The 26,700-nt window shown below is 68.7% G+C and carries 27 protein-coding genes; 16 read left to right on the top strand and 11 right to left on the bottom strand.

The genetic code is table 11. The features are described from left to right. Positions 1-97 precede the first annotated feature (97 nt). A complete protein-coding gene (locus KUTG_RS15200) occupies positions 98-544 on the bottom strand; it encodes a MarR family winged helix-turn-helix transcriptional regulator (protein WP_043717525.1) in 447 nt (148 codons plus the stop codon). 28 nt (positions 545-572) lie between these two features. Here KUTG_RS15200 and KUTG_RS15195 point away from each other — a divergent pair, with 28 nt between their 5' ends. Next, positions 573-1,394, top strand: a complete 822-nt coding sequence (locus KUTG_RS15195; RefSeq protein ID WP_043717524.1) for a p-hydroxycinnamoyl CoA hydratase/lyase — start codon at positions 573-575, stop codon at positions 1,392-1,394. Positions 1,395-1,438: 44 nt separating this feature from the next. On the opposite strand, the gene KUTG_RS15190 is transcribed toward KUTG_RS15195, so the two are convergent. Continuing rightward, positions 1,439-2,314: a helix-turn-helix transcriptional regulator gene (locus KUTG_RS15190; RefSeq protein ID WP_052394561.1), complete on the bottom strand. Its 876-nt coding sequence runs from the start codon at positions 2,312-2,314 to the stop codon at positions 1,439-1,441. Between the two features lie 128 nt (positions 2,315-2,442). On the opposite strand from KUTG_RS15190, the gene KUTG_RS15185 reads away from it, so the two are divergent. The 9 genes from KUTG_RS15185 to KUTG_RS15150 all read left to right on the top strand — a co-directional run bounded on the left by KUTG_RS15185 (position 2,443) and on the right by KUTG_RS15150 (position 9,063). Then, a complete protein-coding gene (locus tag KUTG_RS15185; RefSeq protein ID WP_043717523.1) occupies positions 2,443-3,204 on the top strand; it encodes an SDR family oxidoreductase in 762 nt (253 codons plus the stop codon). Between the two features lie 576 nt (positions 3,205-3,780). Further along, the gene (locus tag KUTG_RS15180; protein WP_043717522.1) at positions 3,781-4,416 is read left to right on the top strand and encodes an HNH endonuclease family protein; all 636 of its coding nucleotides are present in this window, start codon (positions 3,781-3,783) and stop codon (positions 4,414-4,416) included. 180 nt (positions 4,417-4,596) lie between these two features. Beyond that, positions 4,597-4,755: a hypothetical protein gene (locus tag KUTG_RS61275; protein ID WP_198047173.1), complete on the top strand. Its 159-nt coding sequence runs from the start codon at positions 4,597-4,599 to the stop codon at positions 4,753-4,755. A gap of 169 nt (positions 4,756-4,924) precedes the next feature. Beyond that, entirely contained in the window at positions 4,925-5,416 is a 492-nt protein-coding gene (locus KUTG_RS15175) for a hypothetical protein (protein WP_043717521.1), read from the top strand. 72 nt (positions 5,417-5,488) lie between these two features. Continuing rightward, positions 5,489-6,319, top strand: a complete 831-nt coding sequence (locus KUTG_RS15170; protein ID WP_052396594.1) for a lytic transglycosylase domain-containing protein — start codon at positions 5,489-5,491, stop codon at positions 6,317-6,319. A gap of 35 nt (positions 6,320-6,354) precedes the next feature. Then, complete coding sequence (locus tag KUTG_RS15165; protein ID WP_043717519.1) at positions 6,355-6,744, top strand: hypothetical protein; 390 nt, start codon at positions 6,355-6,357, stop codon at positions 6,742-6,744. A 4-nt stretch (positions 6,745-6,748) separates the two neighbouring features. Continuing rightward, complete coding sequence (locus KUTG_RS15160; protein ID WP_043717518.1) at positions 6,749-7,066, top strand: DUF3817 domain-containing protein; 318 nt, start codon at positions 6,749-6,751, stop codon at positions 7,064-7,066. Between the two features lie 46 nt (positions 7,067-7,112). Then, positions 7,113-8,426: a nucleobase:cation symporter-2 family protein gene (locus tag KUTG_RS15155; protein WP_043717517.1), complete on the top strand. Its 1,314-nt coding sequence runs from the start codon at positions 7,113-7,115 to the stop codon at positions 8,424-8,426. Between the two features lie 28 nt (positions 8,427-8,454). Then, entirely contained in the window at positions 8,455-9,063 is a 609-nt protein-coding gene (locus tag KUTG_RS15150) for a malonic semialdehyde reductase (protein ID WP_043717516.1), read from the top strand. Between the two features lie 7 nt (positions 9,064-9,070). Here the strand turns inward: KUTG_RS15150 and KUTG_RS15145 are convergent, their stop codons facing one another. Both KUTG_RS15145 and KUTG_RS53460 read right to left on the bottom strand, forming a co-directional pair. Then, on the bottom strand, positions 9,071-9,514 hold the full coding sequence (locus KUTG_RS15145) for a hypothetical protein (RefSeq protein ID WP_157494547.1): 444 nt from the start codon (positions 9,512-9,514) through the stop codon (positions 9,071-9,073). A 191-nt stretch (positions 9,515-9,705) separates the two neighbouring features. Next, positions 9,706-10,401 carry a hypothetical protein gene (locus KUTG_RS53460; protein ID WP_052394559.1) on the bottom strand — a complete coding sequence of 232 codons (696 nt, stop codon included), beginning with the start codon at positions 10,399-10,401 and terminating at the stop codon, positions 9,706-9,708. Between the two features lie 251 nt (positions 10,402-10,652). On the opposite strand from KUTG_RS53460, the gene KUTG_RS15135 reads away from it, so the two are divergent. Continuing rightward, positions 10,653-10,856 carry a cold-shock protein gene (locus tag KUTG_RS15135; protein ID WP_043717514.1) on the top strand — a complete coding sequence of 68 codons (204 nt, stop codon included), beginning with the start codon at positions 10,653-10,655 and terminating at the stop codon, positions 10,854-10,856. A gap of 522 nt (positions 10,857-11,378) precedes the next feature. On the opposite strand, the gene KUTG_RS15130 is transcribed toward KUTG_RS15135, so the two are convergent. The 4 genes from KUTG_RS15130 to KUTG_RS15115 all read right to left on the bottom strand — a co-directional run bounded on the left by KUTG_RS15130 (position 11,379) and on the right by KUTG_RS15115 (position 14,720). After that, positions 11,379-11,738 (bottom strand): hypothetical protein, encoded by a 360-nt coding sequence (locus KUTG_RS15130; protein ID WP_157494546.1) that lies wholly within the window; start codon positions 11,736-11,738, stop codon positions 11,379-11,381. A 120-nt stretch (positions 11,739-11,858) separates the two neighbouring features. Continuing rightward, positions 11,859-12,800: a DUF3152 domain-containing protein gene (locus tag KUTG_RS15125; RefSeq protein ID WP_084579340.1), complete on the bottom strand. Its 942-nt coding sequence runs from the start codon at positions 12,798-12,800 to the stop codon at positions 11,859-11,861. Positions 12,801-12,836: 36 nt separating this feature from the next. Next, positions 12,837-14,153 carry an MFS transporter gene (locus KUTG_RS15120; RefSeq protein WP_043717512.1) on the bottom strand — a complete coding sequence of 439 codons (1,317 nt, stop codon included), beginning with the start codon at positions 14,151-14,153 and terminating at the stop codon, positions 12,837-12,839. Positions 14,154-14,189: 36 nt separating this feature from the next. Further along, entirely contained in the window at positions 14,190-14,720 is a 531-nt protein-coding gene (locus tag KUTG_RS15115) for an NADPH-dependent FMN reductase (protein WP_084581143.1), read from the bottom strand. Positions 14,721-14,819: 99 nt separating this feature from the next. Between KUTG_RS15115 and KUTG_RS15110 the strand changes: the two genes are divergently transcribed. Together KUTG_RS15110 and KUTG_RS15105 are read left to right on the top strand one after the other, a co-directional pair. Beyond that, positions 14,820-15,179 (top strand): helix-turn-helix domain-containing protein, encoded by a 360-nt coding sequence (locus tag KUTG_RS15110; protein ID WP_198047770.1) that lies wholly within the window; start codon positions 14,820-14,822, stop codon positions 15,177-15,179. Positions 15,180-15,228: 49 nt separating this feature from the next. Then, a complete protein-coding gene (locus tag KUTG_RS15105; protein WP_043717510.1) occupies positions 15,229-15,639 on the top strand; it encodes a VOC family protein in 411 nt (136 codons plus the stop codon). A gap of 74 nt (positions 15,640-15,713) precedes the next feature. Here the strand turns inward: KUTG_RS15105 and KUTG_RS15100 are convergent, their stop codons facing one another. Next, the gene (locus KUTG_RS15100; RefSeq protein WP_232240809.1) at positions 15,714-16,979 is read right to left on the bottom strand and encodes an alginate lyase family protein; all 1,266 of its coding nucleotides are present in this window, start codon (positions 16,977-16,979) and stop codon (positions 15,714-15,716) included. Positions 16,980-17,245: 266 nt separating this feature from the next. Between KUTG_RS15100 and KUTG_RS15095 the strand changes: the two genes are divergently transcribed. Further along, on the top strand, positions 17,246-19,918 hold the full coding sequence (locus KUTG_RS15095; protein ID WP_052396593.1) for a lectin: 2,673 nt from the start codon (positions 17,246-17,248) through the stop codon (positions 19,916-19,918). 109 nt (positions 19,919-20,027) lie between these two features. Beyond that, complete coding sequence (locus KUTG_RS15090; RefSeq protein WP_043717509.1) at positions 20,028-21,923, top strand: serine/threonine-protein kinase; 1,896 nt, start codon at positions 20,028-20,030, stop codon at positions 21,921-21,923. Between the two features lie 407 nt (positions 21,924-22,330). Here the strand turns inward: KUTG_RS15090 and KUTG_RS15085 are convergent, their stop codons facing one another. After that, the gene (locus KUTG_RS15085; RefSeq protein ID WP_043717508.1) at positions 22,331-24,124 is read right to left on the bottom strand and encodes an anthranilate synthase family protein; all 1,794 of its coding nucleotides are present in this window, start codon (positions 24,122-24,124) and stop codon (positions 22,331-22,333) included. Between the two features lie 156 nt (positions 24,125-24,280). Beyond that, positions 24,281-25,252, bottom strand: a complete 972-nt coding sequence (locus KUTG_RS15080) for a magnesium transporter CorA family protein (RefSeq protein ID WP_043717507.1) — start codon at positions 25,250-25,252, stop codon at positions 24,281-24,283. Positions 25,253-25,318: 66 nt separating this feature from the next. On the opposite strand from KUTG_RS15080, the gene KUTG_RS15075 reads away from it, so the two are divergent. Then, complete coding sequence (locus KUTG_RS15075; protein WP_157495559.1) at positions 25,319-26,686, top strand: serine hydrolase; 1,368 nt, start codon at positions 25,319-25,321, stop codon at positions 26,684-26,686. Positions 26,687-26,700 lie beyond the last annotated feature (14 nt).

Genomic DNA, 26,700 nt, shown 5'->3' with positions numbered 1-26,700 from the left:
CGTGCCGAGGTGGTGGCTGCCGGAGCGGATCGTGCTGGTCGAGGCGCTGCGCTGACCACCGTCGGCAAGCACGACAAGAAGGCGCTGCGGGCCCGGCTCAGCTCTCCGAACCGGAGCTGAGCATGCGCACACAGCTGCGCAGCAGCAGAGGCAGGCGGTCGCGGTCGCCGGTGGACAGCTCGGCCAGCATGCGCGTCTCGATCTCGTTGATCAGCGGCTCGCACTTGTCCAGCACCGCCTCGCCGGCCGCGGTGAGCTCGGTGCGCATGATCCGGCCGTGCGCCGGATCGGCCTCGCGCCGGATCAGGCCGGCCTTGGTCAGCGCCGCGATCACCTCGCTCATCGACTGCGGCGTGGTCATCGCCCGCCGAGCCAGCTGCGCGTTGGACAGCCCGGTCTGCCGCTGCAACACGGACAGGGTCGTGTACTGCGGCACGGTCAGGCCATGCGGGCGCACGGCGTCCTCGATGAGCAGCCGCAGGGCGCGGTCCAGCCGCCCCACGAGGTAGCTCAGCCGCGGCTCCGGCGCTTGCTGGGAAAACACGACAACAGACGTTACCCGGGAGGTAGCAATGGCTGAATGGACGACGGTCAATGTCGAGGTGGTTGACGGAATCGGCTGGGTCGAGCTGAACCGGCCCGACAAGCGCAACGCCATGAGCCCGACGCTGAACGCCGAGATGATCGACGTGCTGCACACGCTGGAGGCCGACCGCTCGTGCGGCGTGGTGGTGCTGACCGGCGCCGGCGACGCGTGGTCGGCCGGCATGGACCTCAAGGAGTACTTCCGCGAGGTCGACGAGTCCGGCGACGAGGCCCTGCAGGCCCGCGTGCGCCGCGACTCGTTCGAATGGCACTGGCGGCTGCTGCGCACCTACGCCAAGCCCACCATCGCCATGGTCAACGGCTGGTGCTTCGGCGGCGCCTTCGTGCCGCTGATCGGCTGCGACCTGGCCATCGCCGCCGACGAGGCCCAGTTCGGCCTGTCCGAGATCAACTGGGGCATCCCGCCCGGCGGCCTCGTGTCCCGGGCCCTGGCCGAGACCGTCGGCTCACGGGAAGCGCTGTTCTACATCATGACCGGCCGTCTGTTCGACGGTCAGCAGGCCGCCCGCATGGGCCTGGTCAACCAGAGCGTGCCCCTGGCCCGGCTGCGCTCGGAGGTCGAGACCCTGGCCCGCGAGCTGCTCGACAAGAACCCGGTGGTGCTGCGCGCGGCCAAGGTCGGCTTCCGCAACGCCCGCAACATGGACACCGACGGCGCGCTGGACTACCTGTACGCCAAGCTGGAGCAGTCCCAGTTCCTGGACAAGACCCAGGGGCGGCAGCAGGGTCTGCAGCAGTTCCTGGACGACAAGACCATCCGGCCGGGCCTGCAGTCCTACAACCGGTAGTCAGAGTTGTGTGCGGGCGGGCCGAGGGCTCTCCGGGGTTGGGGTCAGATATCGGTGTGGGCGCAGGTAGAGGTGTGGGCGGGGGCGGTCCAGTTGCGTAGGAGCTGGATTCGCTCGGCCGTTGGGGATCCTGGCTCCACGTTGTAGACGCACAGGGTCTGGTCGGGGTCGCCGGGGAGGGTGAGGGCCTCGTAGTGGAACTCGAGGTCGCCGACGAGGGCGTTGCGGTAGGTCTTGAGGCCGTGGGTGCGTTGCAGCACCTTGTGGTCGTGCCACCAGCCGGAGAACTCGGGGCAGCGCACGGTGAGCTCACCGATCAGATCGGCCAGCTGCTTGTCGTTGGGGTGACGGCTGGCGTCAAGGCGCAGCATGGCCACGGTTTCCGAGGCGTAGCGCTCCCATTCGTCGCTACATGAGCGGGACTCGGGATCCAGCAGCAGGTAGCGGGCGAGGTTGCGGCCGGACGGCGGCAGCGCCTCGAAGTCGGTGAGCACGGCGCGGCCCAGCGCGTTGGAGGCCAGGATGTCGGTGCGGCGGCCCAGCACGAAGGCGGGCACGTGATCCAGGGTCTGCAACAGCATGTACAGGCCCGGCCGCACCCGTTGCGGGCCGGACGCCGACGCGCGGCGGGCCGCCCCGCCGGGCTTGGTGAGCAGGTTGGTCAGGTGCTCGTGCTCGGTGGGATCCAGCCGCAGCGCGCCGGCGACGGCGTCGATGATCTCCGGCGACGGATTGCCGCCACGGCCCTGTTCCAGGCGCGTGTAGTACTCGATGCTGATGCCGGCCAGCCGCGCCACCTCGTCGCGGCGCAGCCCGGGCACACGACGGGTGCGGCCGTCCGCCGGCACCCCGGCGGCGTCCGGGCTGATCCGGGCCCGGCGGGTGCGCAGGAAGTCGGCGATCTCGGCGCTGCGGTCCATGTGTCCCAGTGTGGCCGAACCCGCGCGCCCGAGGGTGGCCCTCCGCGTACCAGTCAGCGGCGGGTCTGGTTGTGGCCTGCGGCCGGTGGTGATGTTGAGGCATCCCACCGAGACGAAGGAAAACCGAGATGTCCAAGGTTCTTGAAGGTCGCGTCGCCGTCGTCACCGGTGCGTCCAGCGGCATCGGCGAGGCCACCGCCGAGCACCTGGCCGAGCTGGGCGCCCGGGTCGTCGTGCTGGCCCGTCGGGCCGACCGGCTCAGCGAGCTCGTCACCCGCATCGAGAAGAACGGCGGGCAGGCGCTGGCGTTGGCCGCCGACGTGTCCGACGCCGCCTCCGTGCAGACCGCCGCCGACCGTGTCGCCGCCGACTTCGGCCGGGCCGACCTGCTGTTCAACAACGCCGGCGTCATGCTGCCCGCGCCGGTCGACACGCTGCGGTCCGACCTGTGGCAGCGGGAGATCGACACCAACATCACCGGGCTGATGAACGCCATCCGCGCCTTCGTGCCCCAGCTCGTCGCCTCCGCCGCTGACAAGGGCGTCGCCGACCTGATCAACACGTCCTCCATCGGCGCGAAGAACATCTACCCCAACTTCGCCGTCTACGCCGGCACCAAGGCCTTCGTCACGCACACGTCCCGCACCCTGCGGGCCGAGCTGGGGGCCAAGGGCGTGCGGGTGTCGGCCGTCGAGCCGGGGCTGGTGCGCACCGAGCTCCAGGACCACGTCACCGACCAGGGCGCCAACGACTGGCTGGAGGGCGTCAAGCACAGCCTGGAGTGGCTGGCCGCCGAGGACGTCGCCCGCCTGGTCGGCTTCCTCGCCTCCCAGCCCGCCCACGTCAACCTGGAGCAGGTCACCATCATGCCCACCGCCCAGGCCAGCTGACCAGAAGATCAAGGGACCGATCCTCGCGTTGAACGTCAGGAAGGGCCCCTTCCTGGCATCGCGACCAAGATCAAGGGACCGATCCTGGCGTTCAACGTCAGGAAGGGGCCCTTCCTGACATCAAAACTGGCCGTGGCGGCCGGTGCCGGCGATGGTGTCCGTGGCCCAGGAGTCCTTGCCGTAGCGGAACTCCTGGGCAATGGAGTCCACTTCGGACATTCCGTGCTGGTCCCGGGCCGACAGGCGGTCGTTGCGACGGCGTTCCCACTGACGGCGGCCTGCTGTGACGGTTGCTGGTGCCGTCAGCCCAGGAGAGTGCGAGGCCCCGCCGATGCTTCGCCCGGTTGCCGGATTTCGGCCGCCGCCACCCGACGTCCGCCCCACCCGAGCCGGATGCGGCGGGCGAAATCCGGCAAGGGCGAGGCGTCGGCTACCCGGGGGCCGAGCCCGCCGCGGAACGCGGCGCTAAAGGCACTGCGTCGGCTACCCGGGGGCCGAGCCCCGCGCGGAACGCGCGGCAAAGACACTGCGGCCAGGTTGCCGTGAAATTGCATGGCGACAAGAAATGATCTCGCCATGCGTGCTAGCCGATGGTTGCTGACCCTTGCCGGAGTTGTCGTTCTCGTGATAGCGGCGTTCGTCGTCAAGGACATCTCCGGACCGACCACCGCCAGTGGTTCCTCACCCGCTCAGGTGCAGCTGGCGGAGCTGCCGATCGCGACCTGGCATCCGATGGCCGGCTATTCCCGCGACCGGTTCAAGCACTGGGTCACGCAGGGTAACGGGTGCGACACCCGGGAGGTGGTCATCGCGCGCGACGGCAAGGACGTGCGCAAGGACGCCTCGTGCCGGGCGACCAGCGGGCACTGGACCAGCCCGTACGACAACAAGGTGATCAACAAGGCCTCCGACCTGGACATCGACCATATGGTGCCGCTGGCCGACGCCTGGCGGACCGGGGCCGACAAGTGGACCGACGAGCGGCGTTCGCAGTTCGGGAACGACCTCACGGCGCCCCAGCTGCTGGCCGTCTCGGCGTCGAGCAACCGCGGCAAGGGCGACCAGGACCCGGCCAGCTGGAAGCCGGCCAACCAGGCCTTCTGGTGCACCTATGCCACCAACTGGGTGATCGTGAAGCACAGCTACCAGCTGTTCGTGACCGCGGCCGAGCACGACGCGCTGGCGAACATGCTGGCCACGTGCCCGAGTTGACACCTTTGCGCGGTCTGACCTGCGATCATCGCTGCGTACGCTAACGTTCACCGGGACCCCGACGGTGTTACCCCGAACCGGGAACCGGCGACACACCGGTCGCGCTGGGCGACGCCGGCCGCGGCATGGTCGATCATGGGCCTCGAGGGCGGGTCCGCGAACGAAGAAGGTGCACGAGGGATGAAAAGGGTACTCATCATCGCCGGCGCGGCGCTGGTCCTGTTCGCGCTGATCGCCCAACCGGCGGCATCCGCGGGCTGGGTCAAGGAGATCGTGGGCGGCCTTGGTAACGCAGCGCAGGCGATCATCACGTTCGTGCGCGAACTCGTGCCCTCATGACACCTGCTCGGCCGATTGCGCAAAGTAGTCGGATCCGGGCACAGTTCCACCGACCGGGTGCATTAACCCCGATCACGCCCTGGTAACGGGAATCGGGTCTAGCGGTGCTCCGGCGGAACGCAATACGGTGCGCAGGCGTTGGGTGATCATCAGCCATGAGGAGGCACGGATGGTCGAAGACTCCGGGGTCGACGAGCTCGTCAGGCAGTGGACTGCCGAGCGGTCGCAGGACGCCGAGCTTCAAGAGGTGAATCGGATCAAGTCCCAGTGGCTTGCCGAGACACCGTCCGTGCCGCGGCAGCGGTCCGGAATTCCCGCGCAGCGGGGTGGGCGGGGCAGTGCGCGGGGCATGTTCGAGGTGGACGCGGTGGATCCGGCCTATCTGGCCGCGATGCGCAAGCGGCTGCCCGGGGTGCCCGACGAGCTGCTCACCGAGGTCGCGACGTGCTGGCAGCTGGCCGGCGCCGTCGAAGAGGCCGAGGCCTGGTGGGACGCGGGGATCAGCCCGCTCGACCAGCGTGCCCTGGACTACCGTGCGGCCGGCCTCGCGCCGTCCGACCTTGCGCGCCGACTCGGCCCGCTCACCGTGCTGGAGCATCTGCGTCGGGGCAGTGCGGCAGCGTGGTGCGTGGCCCGGCTGAACCGGCAGCAGCGTCCCTGAATCAGGCGAACCGGCGGTGAGTCGCCGCCGGCAGCCAGTGGTTTTGTGGCTACTTGTGGGTAGCCTGTGGTGATGGCGATCCAGCAGTCCGAGCCGACGGCGCAGCCGTCCGCTCGCCCGCCGAAGGTGGTGTTCCGGCTGCTGGTTGTCCTTCTTGTGCTCGCGGTGGCGGGCGCGGCGCTGTGGCTGGTCGATCGGGCCAGCACGCCCACGCCTCATCCCGTCGCGGTCGACTTCCCCGCGCTGCACGTCGCGCCGGCACCGGTGCGGGTCGGTGCGGCGGCCCCGGCCGCCGACGCCGCGCAGCCCTCGGCCCAGGCCAGTGCCGCCGGTAGGCAGGAGACCGCCGAGGTCTGGCTGGCGCGCGTGTCCGGCGCCACCGGCATACCGGCCCGCGCCCTGCGCGCGTACGCCAATGCCGACCTCACCATGGCCAAGGTGCAGCCCGGTTGCCACATCCCGTGGACCTTCCTGGCCGGCATCGGCCGCATCGAGTCCGACCACGGGCGCTTCGGCGGCGCCACGCTGGCCGCCAACGGGGACGAGACCCGCCCCATCGTCGGCGTGCCGCTCAACGGCTCCGGCGTGGCCGACATCTCCGACACCGACGGCGGCGGCCTCGACGGCGACCCGGTGCACGACCGCGCCGTCGGCCCCATGCAGTTCATCCCGTCCACCTGGCGGAACTGGGCCTCGGACGGCAACGGCGACGGGGTCGCCAACCCGCAGAACATCGACGACGCCACCGTGTCCGCGGCGCGCTACCTGTGCGCGGGCGGCCGCGACCTGGCCACCGCCGCCGGCTGGTGGGCGGCCGTGCTGTCGTACAACAACTCGGTGGAATACGGACAGAAGGTCTTCTCGGTGGCCGATGCGGCCGCCAAGGCCAGTGCCAGGCCCTGACCGGCCCCCGACCCACCAGTGTTACCGTCGACGACGTGGTTCGCGGTCTGCTCGCCCCTCGCTGGCTGCTGGTGCATCTGCTGGCCCTGGCGGCCGTGTTCGTGTGCTTCCGGCTCGGCTGGTGGCAGTGGGACCGGTCGCAGGAGTCGTCCGGCACCCTCCAGAATCTCGGCTACGCCCTGCAGTGGCCCCTGTTCGGCCTGTTCATCCCCTTCATGTACTGGCGGATGTGGAAGCTGGACAAGGAACGCCGGGCGTCGGAGCAGTCGGTGGCCCAGGCCCCGGCCGTCGAGGACGTGCCGGAGGCCAAGCCGCGGCGCTCGCCGACCGAGTGGCGGACCGCCGCGCCCGCCGACGGCCCGGACGACGCGATGGCGCAGTACAACAGCTACCTCGCGGCGTTGAGCGCGAGAGACGGAGAGTAAGTCGATGAAGGGGTCTCTCACCCGCTTCCGGTTCATGGCCTACCTGACCGGTGTCGGCCTGCTCGTGCTGACCGTCGGCGTGATCCTGAAGTACACCGCCGACGCGCCGACGCTGGTCGCGGTGGTCGGTCCGATCCACGGCTTCCTGTACATGATCTACCTGGTGTGTGCCTTCGACCTGTCGCTCAAGTCGAAGTGGGCGCCGCTGTACACGCTCGGCGTGCTGCTGGCCGGCACCATCCCGTTCCTGTCCTTCGTGGCCGAGCGCAAGGTGACGCACCGCGTGACCGCGAAGATGGCCGAGACCGCACCAGCCGCATAGGACATTGCGTGACGTCGCGGTAACGCGGCGGACCTAGACTCCGCCGATGACCGTGCACCCTGTCGACCAGCGGCTCCCCGCCGGTCAGCTGCTCACGTTCGGCCTCCAGCACGTGCTCGCCATGTACGCGGGCGCGGTGGCCGTGCCGCTCATCGTCGGCGGCGCGATGCATCTGTCCACTGCGGACATCGGCTACCTGGTCAACGCCGACCTGCTGGTGTCCGGCGTGGCGACCCTGGTGCAGTGCCTGGGAGTCTGGGTGTTCGGCGCGCGGCTGCCGATCATGCAGGGGTGCACCTTCGCGGCCGTGACGCCGATGGTGATGATCGGCACCACCGGCGGCGGGCTGCCCGCCGGCTACGGCGCGATCATCGTGTCCGGCCTGATGGTGGTGCTGATCGCGCCGTACTTCGCCAAGCTGACACGGTTCTTCCCGCCGGTGGTCACCGGCACGATCATCCTGGTGATCGGGGTGTCGCTGCTGCCGGTCGCGGTCGGCTGGGCCGCCGGCGGCGTCGGGGCGCCCGGATTCGGCCGGCCGGTCAATCTCGCGGTGGCCTTCGGCGTGCTGGTGCTCGTGGTGCTGGTGCATCGGTTCGTGCCCGGGCTGATCGGCCGCATCGCCGTGCTCGTCGGCATCGTGGTCGGCACGGTGGCGGCGATTCCGTTGGGACTGGCCGATTTCTCGGGTGTGGGCGGTTCGCCGGTGCTGGAGATCACCACGCCGTTCCACTTCGGACTGCCGACCTTCGAGCCGGGCGCGATCGTGGCGTTCGTGATCGTCATGCTGGTGACGATGACCGAGACCAGCGGCAGCGTGCTGGCCGTCGGCGACATCGTGGACCGGCCGGTGGACAGCGTGACCCTGACCAGGGCGCTGCGGGCCGACGGCCTGTCCAGCCTGCTCGGCGGCGTGTTCAACACGTTCCCCTACACGGCTTTCGGGCAGAACGTCGGCCTGGTGGCGCTGACCCGGGTGCGCAGCCGGTACGTGGTGGCCACCGCGGGCGGGATTCTGGTGCTGCTGGGGCTTTTCCCGGTGCTGGGGGAGATCGTCGCCTCGGTGCCGATGCCCGTGCTGGGCGGAGCCGGAATCGTCATGTTCGGCTCCGTGGCGGCCGGCGGTGTGAGGATGCTTCGGCAGGTGTCGTTCGACGGCAACTCCAACCTGATGGTCGTCGCCGTCGCCCTGGGCATCGGCCTGGTGCCGGTGGCCGCCCCCACCGTGTACGCCCAGTTCCCGGGCTGGTTCCAGACCGTCATGAACTCCGGCATCAGCGCCGGCAGCATCGCCGCCGTGCTGCTCAACCTGCTCTTCAACGGTGTGAAGGTGAACACTCAACCATCAGAGCCGAAATAGTTGAGCGCTTGACCATGTTGACCGGGGCATGACCGCGACGCTGACCGATGTCCTCGAGCTCGAGCGCTCCGCCCAGGAGCTGCTGTTCCACGAGGCGCGAACCGCCAACACCTTCGCCGACGAGCCCGTCTCCGACGAGCAGCTGCGGGCCATCTACGACCTGGTCAAGTGGGCCCCGACCAGCATGAACATCCAGCCCCTCCGCGTGACCTTCGTGCGCTCCGCCGAGGCCCGCGCGCGGCTGCTGCCGCACATGTCCGAGGGCAACCGGGGCAAGACCGGCACCGCCCCCGTGGTGGCGATCCTGTCCGCCGACAGCGACTTCCACGAGCACCTGCACCGCACCTTCCCGCACGTGCCCAACGCCAAGGACCGCTTCCCCGACGCCGGCAAGCGTGCGGAGACGGCCCGCTTCAACGCCCTGCTCCAGGTCGGCTACTTCATCCTCGGCGTCCGCGCCGCCGGCCTGTCCGCCGGCCCCATGACCGGCTTCGACGCCGCGGGCGTGCGTGAGGAGTTCTTCGCCGACGGCACCCAGGAGCCCCTGGTCATCGTGAACATCGGCAAGCCCGGCCCGGACGCCTGGTTCCCTCGACTGCCCCGCCTGGAGTTCGACGAGGCCGTCGAGGTGCTGTGATCCGGCGCTAGAACGGAATGTCGACCGAGCAGGACGGCACCGGGACCCGGGGAAAGCCGATGGGCGGCGAAACGAAATTGCAGATCTTCGCCTTGGTGATGTGCTGAACGAAGATGCCCGTGTTGGTCTTGTTGCGATCGGCGGAAACGGTGGCGAACACCCCGGTGTCCAGTGTCACGTCGACATCGGCCCAATGGATTTTGGCCGCGTTGCCGGTGTGGATCCAGACCCATCCGTGTTTGCCGTCGTTTCCCGCACAGTTGTCGACCTGGATTTCGGTGCCGTCGAACGTCGCCGACCGTGCGCACCCCGCCGGTCTCGCCGTGGCCGTCCCCGTGGTCACCGCGCTGGACAGGGCCAGTGTCAGCGCGACCGCACCGACCGCGCCGAGCAGACGTCGGCGCGAACGGGCGTGGTTTTCCGGCAATGTGAGACCGCTTCGATCCTGCACTGCTAACTCCCGGGTTCGAGGCCTGCCGATTGTTGCGGACAAGTCGAACCGTAGGCTTCGGCATTTGCTCCGATCCAGCGCCACGGGCCGTTGATGCAATTATCCGTGCCCGCCGAATGTCGTGTCGACCTCGGTGAACAGAAGTCAATCCCACATCCGGACGCCATGCCCTCGAATGAGGACACGGCCGCTCAGAGACGGACCGGCACGGGGACGATCCAGCGCTGGATGCTGGTGTCGGACAGGGTCTGGGCGATGAGCCGGTCCTGGATGCGGGCGTCGGGCTCGGCGCCGCGGGCCATGACGGCGGCCTTGGCGGCGAGGTCGGCCAGGATCGCCGCCTCGGCCTCGCCGCGGGTGAGGTAGACGGCGACCGGGGCGGTGATCTCGCGGCCGACCCTGGGGGTGATTCGCACCACGACGGCGTGCAGGTGCCGGAAGCCGGCCGGCGGCTCGGGGGTGTCGGAGGACAGGGCGTCGATCAGGTCGCCGAGGGGTATCGTGGGGCCGGTCGGCGTCCAGTCGGGGAAGGCCGCGCGGACCGGGAACGGCGGCTCGAAGGGCAGCGGCATCATCTTCGCCACCATCACCGCCGGGCCGAAGTCGGTCTCCTCGTCCTCCTGCCAGAAGAAGCCGGCGGCGCACACGTAGTCCCGGATGTCGCCGGACTCCAGCACGAAGGCGTCCGGCGGGAAGTCCTCGTCCTCGTGCGGCCGCCGTACGACCAGGCCGTCGTACTCGGACCGGATGCACTGCCGCTCCACGACCTTGAACAGCAGGTCAATGCGGGTCGGCGCGCCCGTCTCGGCGACGGACAGCAGCAGCTGCCCGTGGGTCACGGTCTGCAGCCAGATGCGGACGCGGCGGTCGGTGCGGAAGAGCTCCATGCCGGTCATGCTGCCCGCCGCCACCAGCGGATTTCGGCCGGCGGCGGCCGTGAGCGGGTGTCGGTTTGGCGCGCGGCGGCGGCTGTGGTTGGATATCCATGGTCGTTGGTTTTGTGTTCGTGTTCATCCACGCGCTCGCGAAACAAGTGTTGCGGGCATATTGGTTTTCCTCCAGGAAGAGCTTCCCGCCGCAAGCGGCTCGGTCCGTGGCAGCCGCGGCGGACCGATAGGCACCCTGTAGAGGAGACACCATGGCTGAGGGCACCGTGAAGTGGTTCAACTCGGAGAAGGGCTTCGGCTTCATCTCCCCCGACGACGGTGGCGCCGACCTGTTCGTGCACTACTCGGAGATCCAGGGCAACGGCTTCAAGTCGCTCGAGGAGAACCAGCGCGTGCGCTTCGAGGTCGGCCAGGGCCAGAAGGGCCCGCAGGCCCAGGCCGTCAACGCCGTCTGAGCGTAGACACCAGCAAAAAACCGCGGCCCGGTGGCGAAAGCCACCGGGCCGCGGTGCTGTCCGGGGTCAGAAGGCCGCCGGCACGACGTAGCTATGACACAGATTCCTCATTGATCACGAAATGTGGGACCAGGGTAATCCGTATGTAACAGACTACACTGGGGCCAGTACAGCCTCCTCAGGATTGGCGATAAGGCTCGCTGTTTTTAATATGCACACCCTCCGGCGGCTCAGTTTGATCAGGAATAGCTTAGATTTGAAACATCGTATAGTCGACCATAAGAGAATGCGTCACTAGGCAGTGTATGCTATCGTTCGAGACCCTGCGGTCCGGGCTACCCCTGAAGGGGAGCGTCACAAAGGCTGTCGTGGAGTGGTCTACGAGCATCCGGTTCCTTGTGTGGTAAGGTAATATGATAGCGACAGGTAGAATGCACCGCTTAAATCCCGCACGGACTGTGGGGATGTCGATGAGGGTAAAGCAAGGCATATCGAAGTGCTTAAGGCCGCGTGTGGCGAACCTCAACATGATCCGATAGTGTATCTCAAGCACGTTCGTTCGAACCGACGGGCAGCTGGTCGACACACAAGAAGCCATCGCCATCTGTATTTCGATATGTTCGCAGGCACGCCGACGGCGCGGGCCACGGCCCGAAGGTAGGCGTTGAGCCCGACGGTGAGCGCGGCCGAGACGTCCTCGCGGGCGCTGTCGTCGTCGAGGCCGAGCATTTCGAGCAGGGTGCCCCGGTCGTCGGCGTCGAGGCAGTGGTCGGCGACGGTGCGGGCGGCCAGGGCCTGCTGGGTTCGCATCGCCTGCTGGGCGTCCGAGTGGACCTTGGACATCCGGGCGCCGTCACCACTGGGCACGCGGTCCGACGTCATGTCGGCGCTCCCGTCTTCGGCCCCGTTGCTGCGGCCGATCACATAGCCGGGGGCCGACACCGGCTGAGGCGCTGGCGTGCGAGGTGCTCCCGACCCGGTCAACGTACCTCAGTTCCCGCCTCACTGACCCTGGCCCGCCACCGGGAACGGCCAGGGATTGGGCTGGCAGACCTTGCCGTCGCGGGGCACGACGATGCCCTGCGGGTTCTGGGTGGTGAGGTCGGCGAGGTCGTTGTTCGCGGTGGACAGTGTCTGCTGCATCATCACCGGCGCCAGCCCGCCGCTGTCGGCGCACGGCAGGTGGTTGCCGCCGAAGAAGTGCCCGACCTCGTGGTTCACAGCGTACTGCTGGTACAGCAGGATGTTGCCCTGGAACGCCACCGCGCCGCGCTCCCAGCGGGCGTCGTTGAGGTAGACGTTGTCGTCGAGGCGGCAGGACGTGTCGTACGGGATGTCGAAGCCGCACACCTTGGGATCACGGGTGGTCTGCTGCGACGCCAGGCGGATGTGCAGGTCGGCCTTTCCCGAGTCGACGCGCTTCAACGAGATCTGGCCGCCGCCGATCCAGCTCTTGGGGTTGGACAGGGTGTTCTGCACGGTCTCGGCGAACAGCGCGTCGCCGCCGACCGGCTGGAAACCGTCCTCCACCTCGATGGTGTACGTCGTGAGCTTGCCCTTGCCGATCTGGGCCGAGGCACCGGGCACGACGTGGAAGGTGCCCTTGCCGACCGCGGGAATGGGGCCGCCGTCGGGCAGTTGGGCCGACGCCAGCTGCTTGGCGAACTTGGCCCCGGGCGGGGCCTCGCCGATGGACACGGGCGTCGACGCGCCGGCGGCCACCGGCGTCGGTGTCGGCTCGGCCGGCGGCTGCTCCTTCAGCACGCGGAAGCCCGTGATCGCCGTCAGGGCGATGACCAGCGGAAACGCGTACACCAGCCAGCCCGCCCCGACCTTCTTGCGCGCGGGGCGCGGCGGCTCCGCGGGCGCGGCCAGGGGCTGGACCGCGCGCCTCGAGTTCTGCCGGGCCTGCCGTAGTCGGCCACCGGCCGTCAGTCGCGCCATGGTGCTTACTACGCGCGAGTAGGCATTTGGGTTTGCTCAGACGTTGACCAATTCCAGGTCGCGGCCGGTCGTGCGGGGACCGAACATGCCCACGTCGAAGGCCACGACGATCATGGCGGCGGCCACCACCGAGAACAGCACGGCCGAGTTGGTGGCGTGCAGCAGCGGCACCAGCACGAACGGCATGGCGGCGCTCGACAGCCGGGACAGCGCGTAGGTCGAGCCGGCGGCGGTGGAACGCAGTCCGGTCGGGAAGATCTCCGCCTGGTAGACGTGGAAGGCGTTGGAGAAGACGTTGCTCACGGCCGTGTACAGGAAGCCGAAACTCAGGATCAGCGCCTCCGACGAGGCGAAGCCGAAGGCCAGGCCGCACACCGCCATGCCGAGGCCGGCGGCGATCACCAGGTGCTTGCGCTCGACCCGCTCGATGATCGGCAGCGACAGCGCCGCCCCGACCGGGTAGCCGATGAACGTGATGCCGCTGAACAGCAGCGACTGCACGATCGGATAGCCCTTGGCCGCCAGCACCGTCGGCACCAGCGTGCCGAAGCCGTAGTAGCCGAACGTCTGGAGCAGGTGGAACACGGCCATCATCAGCGTGCGCCTGCGGTACGGCGGCCGCAGCAGCGCCCCGACCGAGGCGGTGGTGTTGGGCGTCTCATCGGCTGCCGGCTCCGGCAGGTCGCCGCCGGCCTCGGCCTCGAACCGGGCGACGATCTTCTCCGCCTCCTCGCGCCGTCCCACCGATTCCAGCCAGCGCGGCGACTCCGGCAGCCCGGTCCGCAGCAGGAAGACGACGACCGCGCCGGCCGCGCCGATCACGAACAGCCAGCGCCATGCGTCCGGGTTCAGCGGTACCAGCCCGGCCGCCAGGAAACCGACCGCCGGCACGCCCAGGAACGACAGCGTGTAGGCGATTCCCGTGTACAGGCCCCGTTTTTTCGGCGGCAGCAGGTCGCCGAGGTACGCGTCCGACACCGCGGGCTCGGCCCCGATGCCCACGCCGGCGAAGAAGCGGCTGGCCATCAGCGTCCACGGCCCGATGCTGAACGCGCCCAGCAGCGAGAACACCGAGTAGATGCCCAGGCTCAGCAGGAACGCCCGCCTGCGGCCGATCCGGTCGGCCAACCGTCCCAACAGGATCGCGCCGACGAACATACCGATGAACGTCGAGGCCAGCACCAGCGGCAGGATTGCCTTGTCCAGATGGAACTGCGCCACCAGCACGTTGGCCAGCGTGCCGGCCAGGAAGATCTCGTAGATGTCGAAGAACAGGCCGAGGCCCACCGCGACCGTGGCCAGCCGGTGCGACCGCGTGATGGGCAGCCGGTTCATTCTCGCCGCAACAGACACGCGAGCAACCTAGTGCAGCGGCGCGACCGCTGTGCGTCACCTGGCCAGCAGTGCCCGCAGCGTGTTCGCGGTGCCGGTGGATTCGAGCTCTTCGGCCAGCTCCTTGGTCAGGGTGTCCTGGTCGCCGGTCAGCCGGGCCTCGTTGACGAACACGCCCGCCCCCGGCACGGTCGCGCCCAGCTCCACGAGCACGGGCCGCAGGTGCAGGTCGACGGACAGGGCGTGCTTGTCCGACGCGGCGACCTGGAGCGGCACCGCCACCACGCCCTTGAGCGCGCCGCCGGGGAGCTGGTCGAGCACCGCCTTGAGCAGGCCGGTGTAGCTCGCCTTGTACGTCGGCGACGCCACCACGAGCACATTCGTAGCGGCCAGCGCCTCCAAGGCCGCCTTCACTGCGGTCGCGCCCGGCGTGAACACCTGCTCCGCCAGCTCGGCGGCGTCGACGACCGGGCCGGCCGTGGCGTCGCCGACAACACGGTGCAAGGCGTCGCGCAGCGCGAGGGCCGCGTTGAGGGTGCGGGAGGCGGGACGGGGGTTGCCGACGAGCACGCCGCTGGTGATGGACATGTCCCGAGCATCCTCATCCGGCCGGGCCGCCCGCAAGCGTTCTCATCATGTGGTGTGATCAGGCCCGTGAGCCGGGCCGTCGAGGACACCAACCGCCGCATGCTGCGGGCCCGGGACACCATGGACCGGCACTACGCCGAGCCGCTGGACGTGCCGGCGCTGGCCCGCGTCGCGCACGTGTCGGAGGCGCACTTCATCCGCACCTTCCGGGCCACCTTCGGCGAGACCCCGCACCGCTACCTCCAGCGGCGCCGGGTGGAGCGGGCGATGTTCCTGCTCCGCTCGTGCGATCGCAGCGTCACGGACATCTGCCTGGAGGTGGGCTTCACCAGCCTCGGCACCTTCAGCCGCACCTTCCGGGACATCGTCGGCGAGACCCCGTCGGCCTGCCGGGCCCGCGGGCCGCTCGCACCCGTGCCCACCTGCTTCGCCATGTCCTGGATGCGGCCCCACGACTGAGCAGTTTTGGATAAGCGATCGCCCGGGGGCCGGCACTAGCGTCTGAGTCATGTTCAACTCGCTGACCATTTCCCAGATCTTCGTGCTCGACCAGGACCAGGCGCTCGACTTCTACGTCGGCAAGCTCGGGCTGGAGGTCAACACCGACGCCGACCTCGGCTTCATGCGGTGGCTGACGATCAACGTGCCGGGCCAGAAGGACCGGGAGATCCTGCTGGAGCGCCCCGGCGCGCCCCGCATGGACGAGGCCACCGCGGCCCAGGTGCGCGAGCTGCTCACCAAGGGCGCCATGGCCGGCACCCTGTTCTTCACCACCGAGGACTGCCAGAAGACGTACGAGACGCTGCTGGCCAAGGGCGTCGAGTTCACCGACGCGCCGACCAAGCGCGACTACGGCATCGACTGCGGCCTGCGCGACCCCTTCGGCAACGCAATCCGTTTCAGCCAACCCCTTGGCTGACGGCCGCTCCATGCAGGGAAGGACGCCTTACCCTCGTTGACCGCGGGTAAGGCGTCCTTCCCTGCATCACAGGGTCACTTCAGGGGCGGGTCGAGGGAGGTCACGCCGGGGCGGATCGGCCAGTTGTCGCCCAGGGCCGGCACCGGCGTCCTGGCGATGGCCGCGCCGGCCGCCTTGTCGCCGGCCTGGTCCTTCGCGGCGTGGAAGATGTCCACCGCGATCGACTGGTCGAACACGTTGATCTGCTGGTACGGCCACACGCTCTGGCCCTTCTCGGCCGCCGGGATCAGGAAGTCCACGGCCTTGAGCAGGTTGCCGCCGCTGGGGCTGGTGTAGTGCCACAGGTCGATGCCGAGGTTGTGGCCGATCTCGGCCAGCCGGCCCAGCGCCACCAGGTTGAAGTTGGAGTAGTGCCACGACATCGTGCGCGACAGCTCCAGCGGCTGGCTGCCGTCGGGCTTGATCTGCTTGTCGATCCGGTTCAGCTTCACCGACTCGACAATGCTGCGGGCCAGCTTGGTGTTGCCGATGTAGACGGCCATCGCGGCGTTCTGCTGGTCGATGAAGCTGCCGTGGTTGTTGGTGGCGGCCAGTTCCAGCTTGGCCTGCGGGCTGGTCTGCATCCACGTCAGGAACTTGCCGAACCAGGCCTTCAGGCCCGTGGAGTCCTGGCCCTTCCAGCCCGGCGCGCCCGACTCCAGCACGGTGACCGCGTCCAGCACCTGGGTCAGGCTCTGCGAGGAGTCGATGATGCCCGTGCCGGAGATCTTGGTGCTGCACGGGATGATCTGCGCGAAGTTCAGGTTCGGGTTCATCGCCGTGGCCGGGTTCAGGAACCACGTGCGGATGTCCAGCTCGGCCCGCGCCGCGTACTTCGGGTCGCCGCTGTAGTACCAGGCCAGCGCCAGGTCGCGGATCGCGTCCCACGCCACCATGCGGTAGGTGTGGTCGGTGATCGCGTCGGCCTCGGGATTGCGCTGGCCGTCCTTGTTGACGTACGGGCAGCCCTGCGGGTTGTCCGGCGTCTTGGTGCCGGCCCACCAGTACGGGGCCTGGCTCATGTAGTCGTGCTTGTCGCCGCTGGGCGGGGTCTGCGGCTTGTCCGTCACCGACCACGGGCCGGTCTTCAGGTCCGCGTCCGCCGCCTTGATCAGCGCGGCGTACGCGGTGCGGGTCGCCTTGGACGCGGTGCCCGTCACGAGCTGGATCTTCACGGAGGCCAGGGCGTGGCCGTCCATCACCACGGTGTGCGGGGTCTTCACAGAGGCTGCGTCGTGGTTCAACGGGGCCATTATCAGGCCCACCGTCGTCACCAGCGCCGCACCGAGCTGTCCGATCACCTATCCACGTCCTCACGAGGAAGGAGCCGCGCTCGTGCTCGGGGACGAGTCGAGGCGGCAGGGCGGTGGCGGTCGGCAGTGCTTTTCTACGCGCGGGGAAGCGCCCAGGTCAACGGGTCTGAAGAGGTTTCCGGTTTGTCCTGGGCCGCATGGCTGACGTGACCGGCGCCCATGATCGGCCGCACGGCGGTGCGTGAGGGCGGGGCCGCGGCCGATGTTCACATTTGTGGACATGACAACGATGTCATCGCGAAAGGGTGAACACGATGTCGTTATCCCCGACGCTGGCTCTGGCCGCGCTGGCGACCCTGTCGATTCAACTCGGGCCGATTCCTGCTACACCCGCGGTGCCGGCGCAGCCGGCACTGGTGGCCGACCCTGCATCCGTGGTCAACACGTTCATCGGCACCAGCAACGCCGCCGATGACTTCCCGGGCGCTGACGTGCCGTTCGGCATGGTCCAGTGGAGCCCGGACACGCCGAGCCGCCCGGACGGCGGCGGTTACGAGTACAACGACTCCTCGATCACCGGCTTCAGCCTCACCCACATCGCCGGCCCCGGCTGCGGCGCCATGGGTGACGTGCCGTTCCTGCCGACGACCGGCGCGGTCAACGGCTCCGCCACGGCTGCGTTCTCGCACGCCAATGAGCAGGCCGACGCCGGCTACTACAAGGTCAAACTCAACTCCGGCATCACCACGGAGCTGACCACCACGACCAGATCCGGCATGGGGCGCTTCACGTTCCCCGCGACCAAGCAGGCCAACCTGCTGATCAAGCTGGCCGGCAGCCAGACCTCGGTCAGCAACACGACCGTCACGGCGGTCAGCAACACCGAGATCGTCGGGTCGGTCACGACCGGGCACTTCTGCGGTGCGAGCCCCACCTACACCGTGTACTTCGCCGCCAAGTTCGACCAGCCCTTCACCACCAGCGGAGGTTTCGCCGCCGCGTCCGGCCCCGCACCGGACACCGCCCGCCCGGGCGCGCCCGCCCAGCCGCCGACCGCCACCCCGCAGCTGGCCGGGCCGTCCGGCGAGTACCTGACCTTCGACACCACCGCCAACCAGGTCGTGCAGGCCAAGGTCGGCGTCTCGTACGTGTCGACGGCCAACGCCCAGGGCAATCGGGACACCGAGAACGCGCAGTGGAACTTCGACGCCGTGCACCAGGCCGCCCACACGGCGTGGAACAGCATGCTGGGCCGCATCGCCATTGCCGGCGGCACCACCACCCAGCAGCAGACGTTCTATTCGGCGCTGTACCACTCGCTGCTGCATCCGAACGTGTTCTCGGATGTGAACGGGCAGTACATCGGTTTCGACAACAAGGTGCACAGCGTGGCCGCCGGGCACGCCCAGTACGCCAATTTCTCCGGCTGGGACATCTATCGATCCCAGGCCCAGTTGTCGGCTCTGCTGGCGCCCGACAAGGCCAGCGACATCGCCCAATCCATGGTCAACGACTATTCGCAGAGCGGCATGCTGCCCAAGTGGTCGTTGAACAACGGTGAGACGTACGTGATGGTCGGTGACCCCGGAACGGCCATTCTCGCCGACTACTACGCCTTCGGCGCCCGCAATTTCGACACCTCCACGGCGTTGACCGCCATGGTGCACGAGGCGTCCGTGCAGAACAACATCCGCCCTGGTCAGAACTACCTGACCACCCCCGGCTACCTGCCGGCCGACGGCCAGTGGAACTGCTGCAACTTCTACGGACCCGTGTCGACGCAGCTGGAGTACGACACCGCCGACTTCGCTTTGTCTTCATTCGCCGGCGCTGTGGGCGATTCCGCTAACCAGACTCGATTCGCCAACCGTGCCCAGGAGTGGGCCAACGTGTTCAACCCCTCCAGCAAGTTCATGCAGCCCCGGCAGGCCGACGGCTCGTGGACCGGCGGATTCAACGCCGCCAGCGGCAGCAACTTCGTCGAGGGCACCTCATGGCAGTACACCGGCATGGTTCCGTTCAACGTCCATGGCCTGGCCACTGCCTTTGGTGGAAACGCGGCGTACATCTCGTATCTGAACAGCGTGCTGTCCGGTTTCAACGGCGCCGGCGGCAGCAAGTCTGATCTCGGCAACGAGCCCAGCATCGAGCTGCCGTGGGAGTACGACTACGTGGGTCAGCCGTATCGCACGCAGCAGGTGATTCGGCAGGTCCAGGACCAGATCTGGACCGACAAACCCAACGGCCTCGCCGGCAACGACGACCTGGGCACCATGAGCGCCTGGTACGTGTGGTCGGCGCTGGGCATGTTCCCGGAGACCCCGGGCACCGCCGACCTGGCGTTGGGCAGCCCGATGTTCACCCAGGCCGTCATCACGCTGCCCGGCGGGCACGCGCTGACCGTCAACGCGCCGCAGGCCGCCGACAACGCGCCGTACGTGCAGTCCTTGTCCCTCAATGGATCCACGTGGAACAACGCGTTTCTCCCACCGTCAATCGTCAACACCGGTGGGACGCTTGACTACGTGCTCGGCACCACCGCCAACACCTCGTGGGCCGCGTCCTCCCCGCCGCCGTCGTATCCCGGCACCGGGGCTCCGTACGTCAAAACGGGGCCGATCACCTCGGCGCTGGCCGGCAAGTGCGTCGACGACAACCACAGTGGTGTCGGCAACAACACCGCGATCCAGCTGTACGACTGCAACAGCTCCAACGCCCAGCGGTGGGCCGCTCCCGGCGACGGCAGCCTGCAGGTGATGGGCAAGTGCATGGACGTGGTGAATTCCGGCACCGCCAACGGCGTCAAGGTGCAGCTCTACGACTGCAACAGCTCCGGGGCCCAGCAGTGGCAGGTCAAGGGCACCGGCCTGGTCAACCCGCAGTCCGGGCGGTGCCTGGACGACCCCAACAGCACCACCGCCAACGGCACCCAGCTGCAGATCTACGACTGCAACAACTCCAACGCCCAGTCCTGGACCTTGTCCTAGCCGATCACCCCCGCGAGCCGCCCGGCGCGGGTGGCTCGCGGGGGTGAGTCCGGGTCTCGGTTTTGCGCTGTTCGGCCTACCACTCGTGCCTCGGCGATACAGTGGCTGCGTGGACGGTGTCGGCGCGCTGGTGATCGGCCTGCTCTCTGGACTGCACAGCGCGTTCGGACTGCGGGTCTGCAATGGTGACTGGCTGCTGACGACTGCGCTGGCCGGTGGGTTGTTCGCGTTGGCCCCGATCGCCGCGGCCATGCTCGTGTCGCTGATCCGCAAGGTCAGCGGCAACAGCTACCACCCCGGCATGGTGATCCTGTTCACGGCGATCGGCGTCGTCGGCAACCTGTTGCTGCCGCTCTCCGCCTTCAACGGGGCCACCGTGGCGTTGCAGAACCCGGGTCAGTTGGCCGGCGGCAACACCCTCGGCGAGAGCTTCTGTTACGTGCTGTCCAGCCAGAACGACCTGCTCGCCGGCTCCATGCGGGCCGCTCGGGCCATCACCAGCTCCGAGAGCGGGCCGGTGCGCTGGCTGGCCATCGCCTCGTTGATCATCGTGCCGGCCTTCGTGCTGTTCTGGATCACCCGGCAGGCCAAGAACGCCTTCCGTGGCGGCGCCCGGTGGCCCGCCCGGCTGTACTACGCGCCGTTCGTCATCTTCATCTTCTCCACCTTCAGCCTGCCTGCCGGTGTCGTCGGCATGCTGTGGCTCGGCTTCCTTCCCGTCAGCGCTGTCGGTGTCCTGGCCGTGAAGCTGCTCGGCACGCCCAGCGACGGCGTGCTCCATCCGTCTTCGCCGCCCGACAAGGCTTTGAGCGAGCAGCGCCCCGTGCCGCCTTCTCTGCCTCCCGCCTCACCGGTCAAGCCGGCGGCCAAGCCTCAGTCGCAGGCCCCCATGCCCCGCCAAAATCCGGCGACGGCCACCGCCATGCCTCGGCAGAACCCGCCCACGCAGATGTACTCGCAGTCTTCCCCGCCTGTTGGCCCCCCGCCGCGTCCTCAGGTTCGGCCTCCTCTGCCTCCCCCCACCCGTGTCCAGCCCGCCGGTCCTTCTCTGGCCAGCGGCTTGGCCATGACCCCCGGCCCTCTCCCGTGGGCCACCCCTCCCGCTCCCGATCCCGACAAGACCGTCTTCAATCCCTTGGACGCCCCGACGAAGTTCGACAACACCGGCGACTCCTTCGGCGGTCGCTTCCGTCGTATCCGTCAGCTCGGCGCCGGCGGGTTCGGCAAGGTGTGGCTGGCCATGGATTCCAACCTGAACCGCCAGGTCGCCATCAAGATCGCCCACACTTCGGATGCCGACACCCAGGAGCGCATGTACCGCGAGGCCCGCGCCCTGGCCGCCGTTCGTCATGAGAACTGTGTGCACGTGTACGACATTCTCGAGGAGGACGACGGCATCGCCATCGTCATGGAGTATGTCGAGGGTTTCTCGCTGGCCCAGGCCATGCAGCGCAACGGTCTGCTCGACGACGTCGCCGCCGCCCGCCTGTGGTCCACCCTCGCCGGTGCCCTGTCCGCCGCCCATGAGAAGTCCGTTCTGCATCGGGACCTCAAGCCCTCCAACGTCATCATCGATCCCGAGGGCATTCCCCACCTCATCGACTTCGGCCTCGCCCGTCGTCGGGGCGACAGCACTCTCACCGCCACCGGCATGATGATGGGCACCCCCGACTACCTGGCCCCCGAGGTCGCCCGCGGCGAGACCGCCAGCCCCGCCTCCGACGCTTGGCAGCTCGCCGCCACCGTCAGCTACGCCCTCACCGGCCACCCCCCTCGCGGCACCCGTGAAAACCCCATGGCCGCCCTGTTGGCCGGCGCCAACGCCGAGCCCAACACCAAGCTGCCCGAGCGTTCCGTGCACCGCCGGCTGTTGATGGCCTCCCTCGACAAGGAGGCCGGGCACCGTCCCACTCTCGGGCGGGTGCAGCAGCAGTTGGACGGCTGGCTGGCGAACTCCGGTGTGTCGCAGCGGGGTCCCGTGACCACCGTGACCCGCCGCATGTGACTGGCTGGATCTGACTGCCGGTTTTGGCGGCGGGTTGTCTGGTGGTGGACGTGTGCTGCGGCGGACGTGAGCACGGTTCGGGTGGCAAGGCCGCGACGTCATGGAGGGCGTCAAGTACACGGTTGGCCATCGTGGTCGCGGCAGCGGTCCCGCCGACATCGCTGCTTCCGGCCTTGGCCGACCGGTGGTCGAGGTCGCAGGACCGGGCGGGGTGGGTGCGGCAGGACATGGCGGACAGGACGTCGGGGGAGATTCGATCACCCGAGCGGGTTTGTCCTTCATATCAGCGAGTTGCGCCGGCAGCAAGATCGACTCGAATCGCGACAGACTGAAAGCCCTTGCCGGGCGACGACTTCAGGTGACGGAAGTTGTGGGCGTGAGAAGGGAATCTCACGCCCACAAGGGCTTCAGGGAAGCAACAAGCCGGTCAACAGGCGCTCCAAGATGTCGATGCCGTGCTCCGTAAGCACAGACTCGGGGTGGAACTGGGTGGAGGCGAAGCCGGGAGAGCGCAAGGCATGCACCTCGCCGGTGGCGGGGTCGGCACACACGTCGACGCCGGGAACGACACCGGTGGCGACGAAGGTGCTGTAGAAGCCGACACGCTGGGGCTGGCCGAACAGGTCGATGGAACGCTGCATTCCCTGGTACGGCTGGGACTTGCGGATGAGGGGGAAGCCGAGCAGCGAGGAGAGAACCTGGTGTCCGAGGCAGATGGCCAACAACGGGGTGCCGGACTCCAACACGTCGAGGATGACGCGGCGCAGGGCGGCGATCTTGGGGGAGGTGTGCTCGCGAGGGTCACCGGGGCCGGGACCGGCGATGACGAGGTCGTAGCCGGCGAACACGGGAGAAGAGTCATGGGAGACGACGGTGACGGAGAAACCCAAGGACTGTAGGAGATGTGACAGCATGGCGGTGAAGGTGTCCTCGCCGTCGACGACCAAGGCGCGCAGGCCGGAGAAGGGGCCGACGGAAGAATCCCGGTGGTCCAACCAGAAGCGGGCGAGGCGGTCGTTGCGGGCGGCCAAGGCGGACAAGACCTGGACGTCGTCGGCGAAGGAAACACCGCCACTGTCCGGAGTGGACCGACCGTGCAGGGCGGACAGGATGCCGGCGGCCTTGGCGTAGGTCTCGGCGATCTCGTTCTCGGGCACGGAGTCGCGCACTAGGGTGGCGCCGACGGAGACGGCCAACGAGCCGGACGGGGAGATCTCGGCGGTGCGGATCAGGATGGGGGCGTCGAGGGAAGAGCCGTGGGGACCGATGAGGGCCAACACGCCGGCGTAGTAGCCACGGCCGCGCTGCTCGTAGCGGGCGATGACCCGGCAGGCGTTCTCCAACGGACTGCCGGTGACGGTGGGCGCGAACATGGTCTCACGAAGGACATCCCGAACGTCCACGGTGGTCTCACCGGCCAACAGGTACTCGGTGTGGGTCAGCCGGGACATCTCCTTCAGGTATGGCCCGAGCACCCGGCCGCCACGGGCGGCGACGCGGGCCATCATCTTCAGCTCCTCGTCGACGACCATGTACAGCTCGTCGGTTTCCTTGCTGTCGGCCAAGAACGCCAACAGCTCGTCACGATCGGACTGGCCGGAAGGGTGGCGGTAGGTGCCGCTGATGGGGTTCATCATGGCGATGCCGTCGGCCACGGAGACATGCCGCTCGGGAGTGGCGCCGACGAAGGTGCTGGCGCCGGTGTGCACGAGGAACGTCCAGTAGGCCCCACGTTCGGAAGCCAACAAGCGGCGGAAGACGGCCAAGGCGACGGCGGGCGTGTAGGACGGAATCGTTGCGGTGTAGGTCCGTTTGATGACGAAGTTGGCCCCGGCGCCCTGCCCGATCTCCTCGGCGAGCACCTTGCGCACGATCTCGCCGTAGGCCTCGTCGTCCACGTCGAAGCCGGCGTCGACCAGGTCGAAGGGGACGTCTTCGATCCGGGCCAACACGTCGGACAAGCTGATGGTTTCCCGTTCACGGACAAGCAGAGCCAACAAGGGCGCGCCGTCGTCGACGCACTCGAAGCCACGCTCGGCGATCTGCCGGTAGGGCACGATCGCCAGTACTTCCTTGTCGGACAAAGGAATTTCGGCCAACGACGCCACCTCGACGACGTCGCCGACGAGTACGTCGACGGTGTCGGGGGAGCGGCGCAGCAACGCGTAGGCGGTGGCAGAGGTGATCCGGTCGAGCAACATGGTCGGGCTCCTGGGAAAAGGGGCCGTCACAACCGAAGCCGGGCAAACAAAATGGCCGCCTCGGATGAGACGGCCACGGGGATGCGCGTGGGAGTGGGCCGCCTACCAGGCGGGCCACCAGTTCATGTTCTGACGCGCGGACACGGGCACAACGTACTACAGCCACCCGCGCCGACGGAAGGACCACCACAGCGCCACCGAAGCCACCACGATCACCAGCGACGACACCCAGAAGCCCCACTCGGTGTTGATGCCGGGATAGGTGACGTTCTGGCCGTAGAAGCCGGTGATCAGCGTGGGCACAGCGATGATCGCGGCCCAGCTGGTGACCTTCTTCATGATCACGTTGAGCTGGTTGCTCTGCACGGTCAGCTCGGTCTCCCGCAGGGTGGCGGCGAGGTCACGGAGCGCCTCGATGCGGCCGGCGGCCTTCAGCACGTGGTCCTGGACGTCGCCGAAGTACGGGCGCATGGTGCGGTCGACGAGGTGCGAGCCGTGCCGCAGGACGCCCTCCAGGACCTCCCGCATGGGCCCGGCGACCTTGCGCAGGGCCATCAGGCTGCGGCGCAGGCGGTACGAGTGGCGCTGGAGGGGCTGGAGGTCGACCCGCTCGGCGAACAAGGCCTCCTCGATCTGCTCGATCCGCTCGTCCAGCAGCTGCACGGCGTCGATGTGGCTGTCCACGATGAAGTCGAGCAGCCCGTGCAGCAGGAAGGCCACGCCGCTCTTGGCCAGGTCGGCGTTGGTGTCCCAGCGGTCGACGACCTTGTTGATGTCGAAATGGGGATCCTTGCGCACGGTGACCAGCGCCGAGGGCGTGATGAACACGGAGATCTCGCTGGTGCTGAGCTTCTCCGTGTCCGGATCGACCGAGGCCAGGTAGGCCGACATGAACAGGTGCGACTCGTAGTGGTCCAGCTTGGGCCGCTGGTGCTCGGAGATGGCGTCCTCGACGGCCAGCCGGTGCAGGCCCAGCTCCTCGCTGATGACAGCCAGATCCGATTCGTCCGGTTCGCACATGTCCAGCCACAAGGTCACACTCGGTTCGGCCAGGTGGTCTGAGATCTCCGCGGGGTTGAAGTCCTCGGACGCGAGGACGCCGTTACGGTAGAGCCGGGTGCGAGCCATGGCTGCCAGGCTAACGGCCCGCCTCCGCCGCCCAACGCCGTTGAACGGGAAGGACCTGGCGTGCCGATCGAACCCCTGCTGCCCTCCACGGAGCGCGCCCTGCTGCACCGCGTCGCCGCCGAGCAGTCCACCAAGCGCGCGCCCTCGCTGGTCGCGGCGGTGGTGCGGGACGGGCAGATCGCGTGGAGCGGCGGCCGCGGCCGGGTCACGGGCGAAGTGCCCGGCGTGGACACGCAGTACCGGATCGGCTCGATCACGAAGACCTTCGTCGCCGCGCTGGTGATGCGCCTGCGCGACGAGGGCAAGGTGGAGCTGAACGCCCCGTACGACAAGTACGTGCCGGGCACGGCCTTCGGCGACGTGACCGTGGCTCAGCTGCTGGCCCACGCCAGCGGTATCACGGCGGAGTCGCCGGGCCAGTGGTGGGAGCGCACGCCGGGCGTGGAGTGGCCGGAGATGGCGGAGCGGGTCGGCGCGGAGGAGCTCAAGCACCGCCCGGGCCGCCGGTTCCACTACTCCAACCTGGGTTACGGCGCCCTCGGCGAGCTGGTGGCCCGCCAGCGCGGCATGAGCTGGCTGGACGCGGTCCGCACGGAGCTGCTGCAGCCGCTGGGCATGACCCGCACGACGCCGATGCCGGAGAAGCCGCACGCCGACGGCCTGGCCGTGCACCCGTGGGCCGACGTGCTGCTGCCGGAGCCGTCGCACGACGCGGTGTCGATGGCCCCGGCCGGCCAGCTGTGGTCGACGCTGACCGACCTGTCCCGCTGGGCCCGCGTCATCGCCGGCGACACGGGCGGCGTGCTGCGCCCGGACACCGTGGCCGAGATGCGGGAGCCGGCCGTGGTCGAGGACGGCGAGCAGTGGACCGGCGGCTACGGCCTCGGCTTCCAGCTGGCCCGCAACCGCAACCGCCGGCTGGCCGGGCACACCGGCTCGATGCCGGGCTTCCTGGCCACGGTCTGGGCGCACCCCGAGACCGGCACCGCCGCCATCGCCATGACCAACACGACCACCGGCGTCGACGTGCCGATGCTGGTCGCGGACCTGATCGACATCATCTCCACGCTGGAGCCGTCGATCCCGGCCGAGTGGGCGCCGCTGCCCGAGGTGGACCAGGACCTGCTGGCCCTGACTGGAACCTGGTACTGGGGCCCGGCGCCGCGGGCGCTGCGGCTGTCGCACGACGGCTGGATCAGCTTCACGGCGCTGTCGGGCGTCGGCGGGCGCGCGTCCCGGTTCCGGCCGACCGGCAAGGACACCTGGATCGGCCTCGACGGCTACTACGCGGGCGAGACGCTGCGGGTGGTGCGCCGTGAGGACGGCTCGGTCAGCCACCTCGACCTGGCCACGTTCATCTTCAGCCGGGAGCCGTACGAGACTGCGGCCGAGATTCCCGGCGGAGTGGACCCGAACGGGTGGCAGGCGCTGTAAACTGCCGCTCGATC

Origin of the sequence: Kutzneria sp. 744 (genome assembly GCF_000568255.1) — a bacterium.
In the GTDB taxonomy this organism is placed as follows: domain Bacteria; phylum Actinomycetota; class Actinomycetes; order Mycobacteriales; family Pseudonocardiaceae; genus Kutzneria.
Note: the sequence above shows the minus strand (reverse complement) of the source record. Positions and strands in the feature narration are given on the sequence as shown.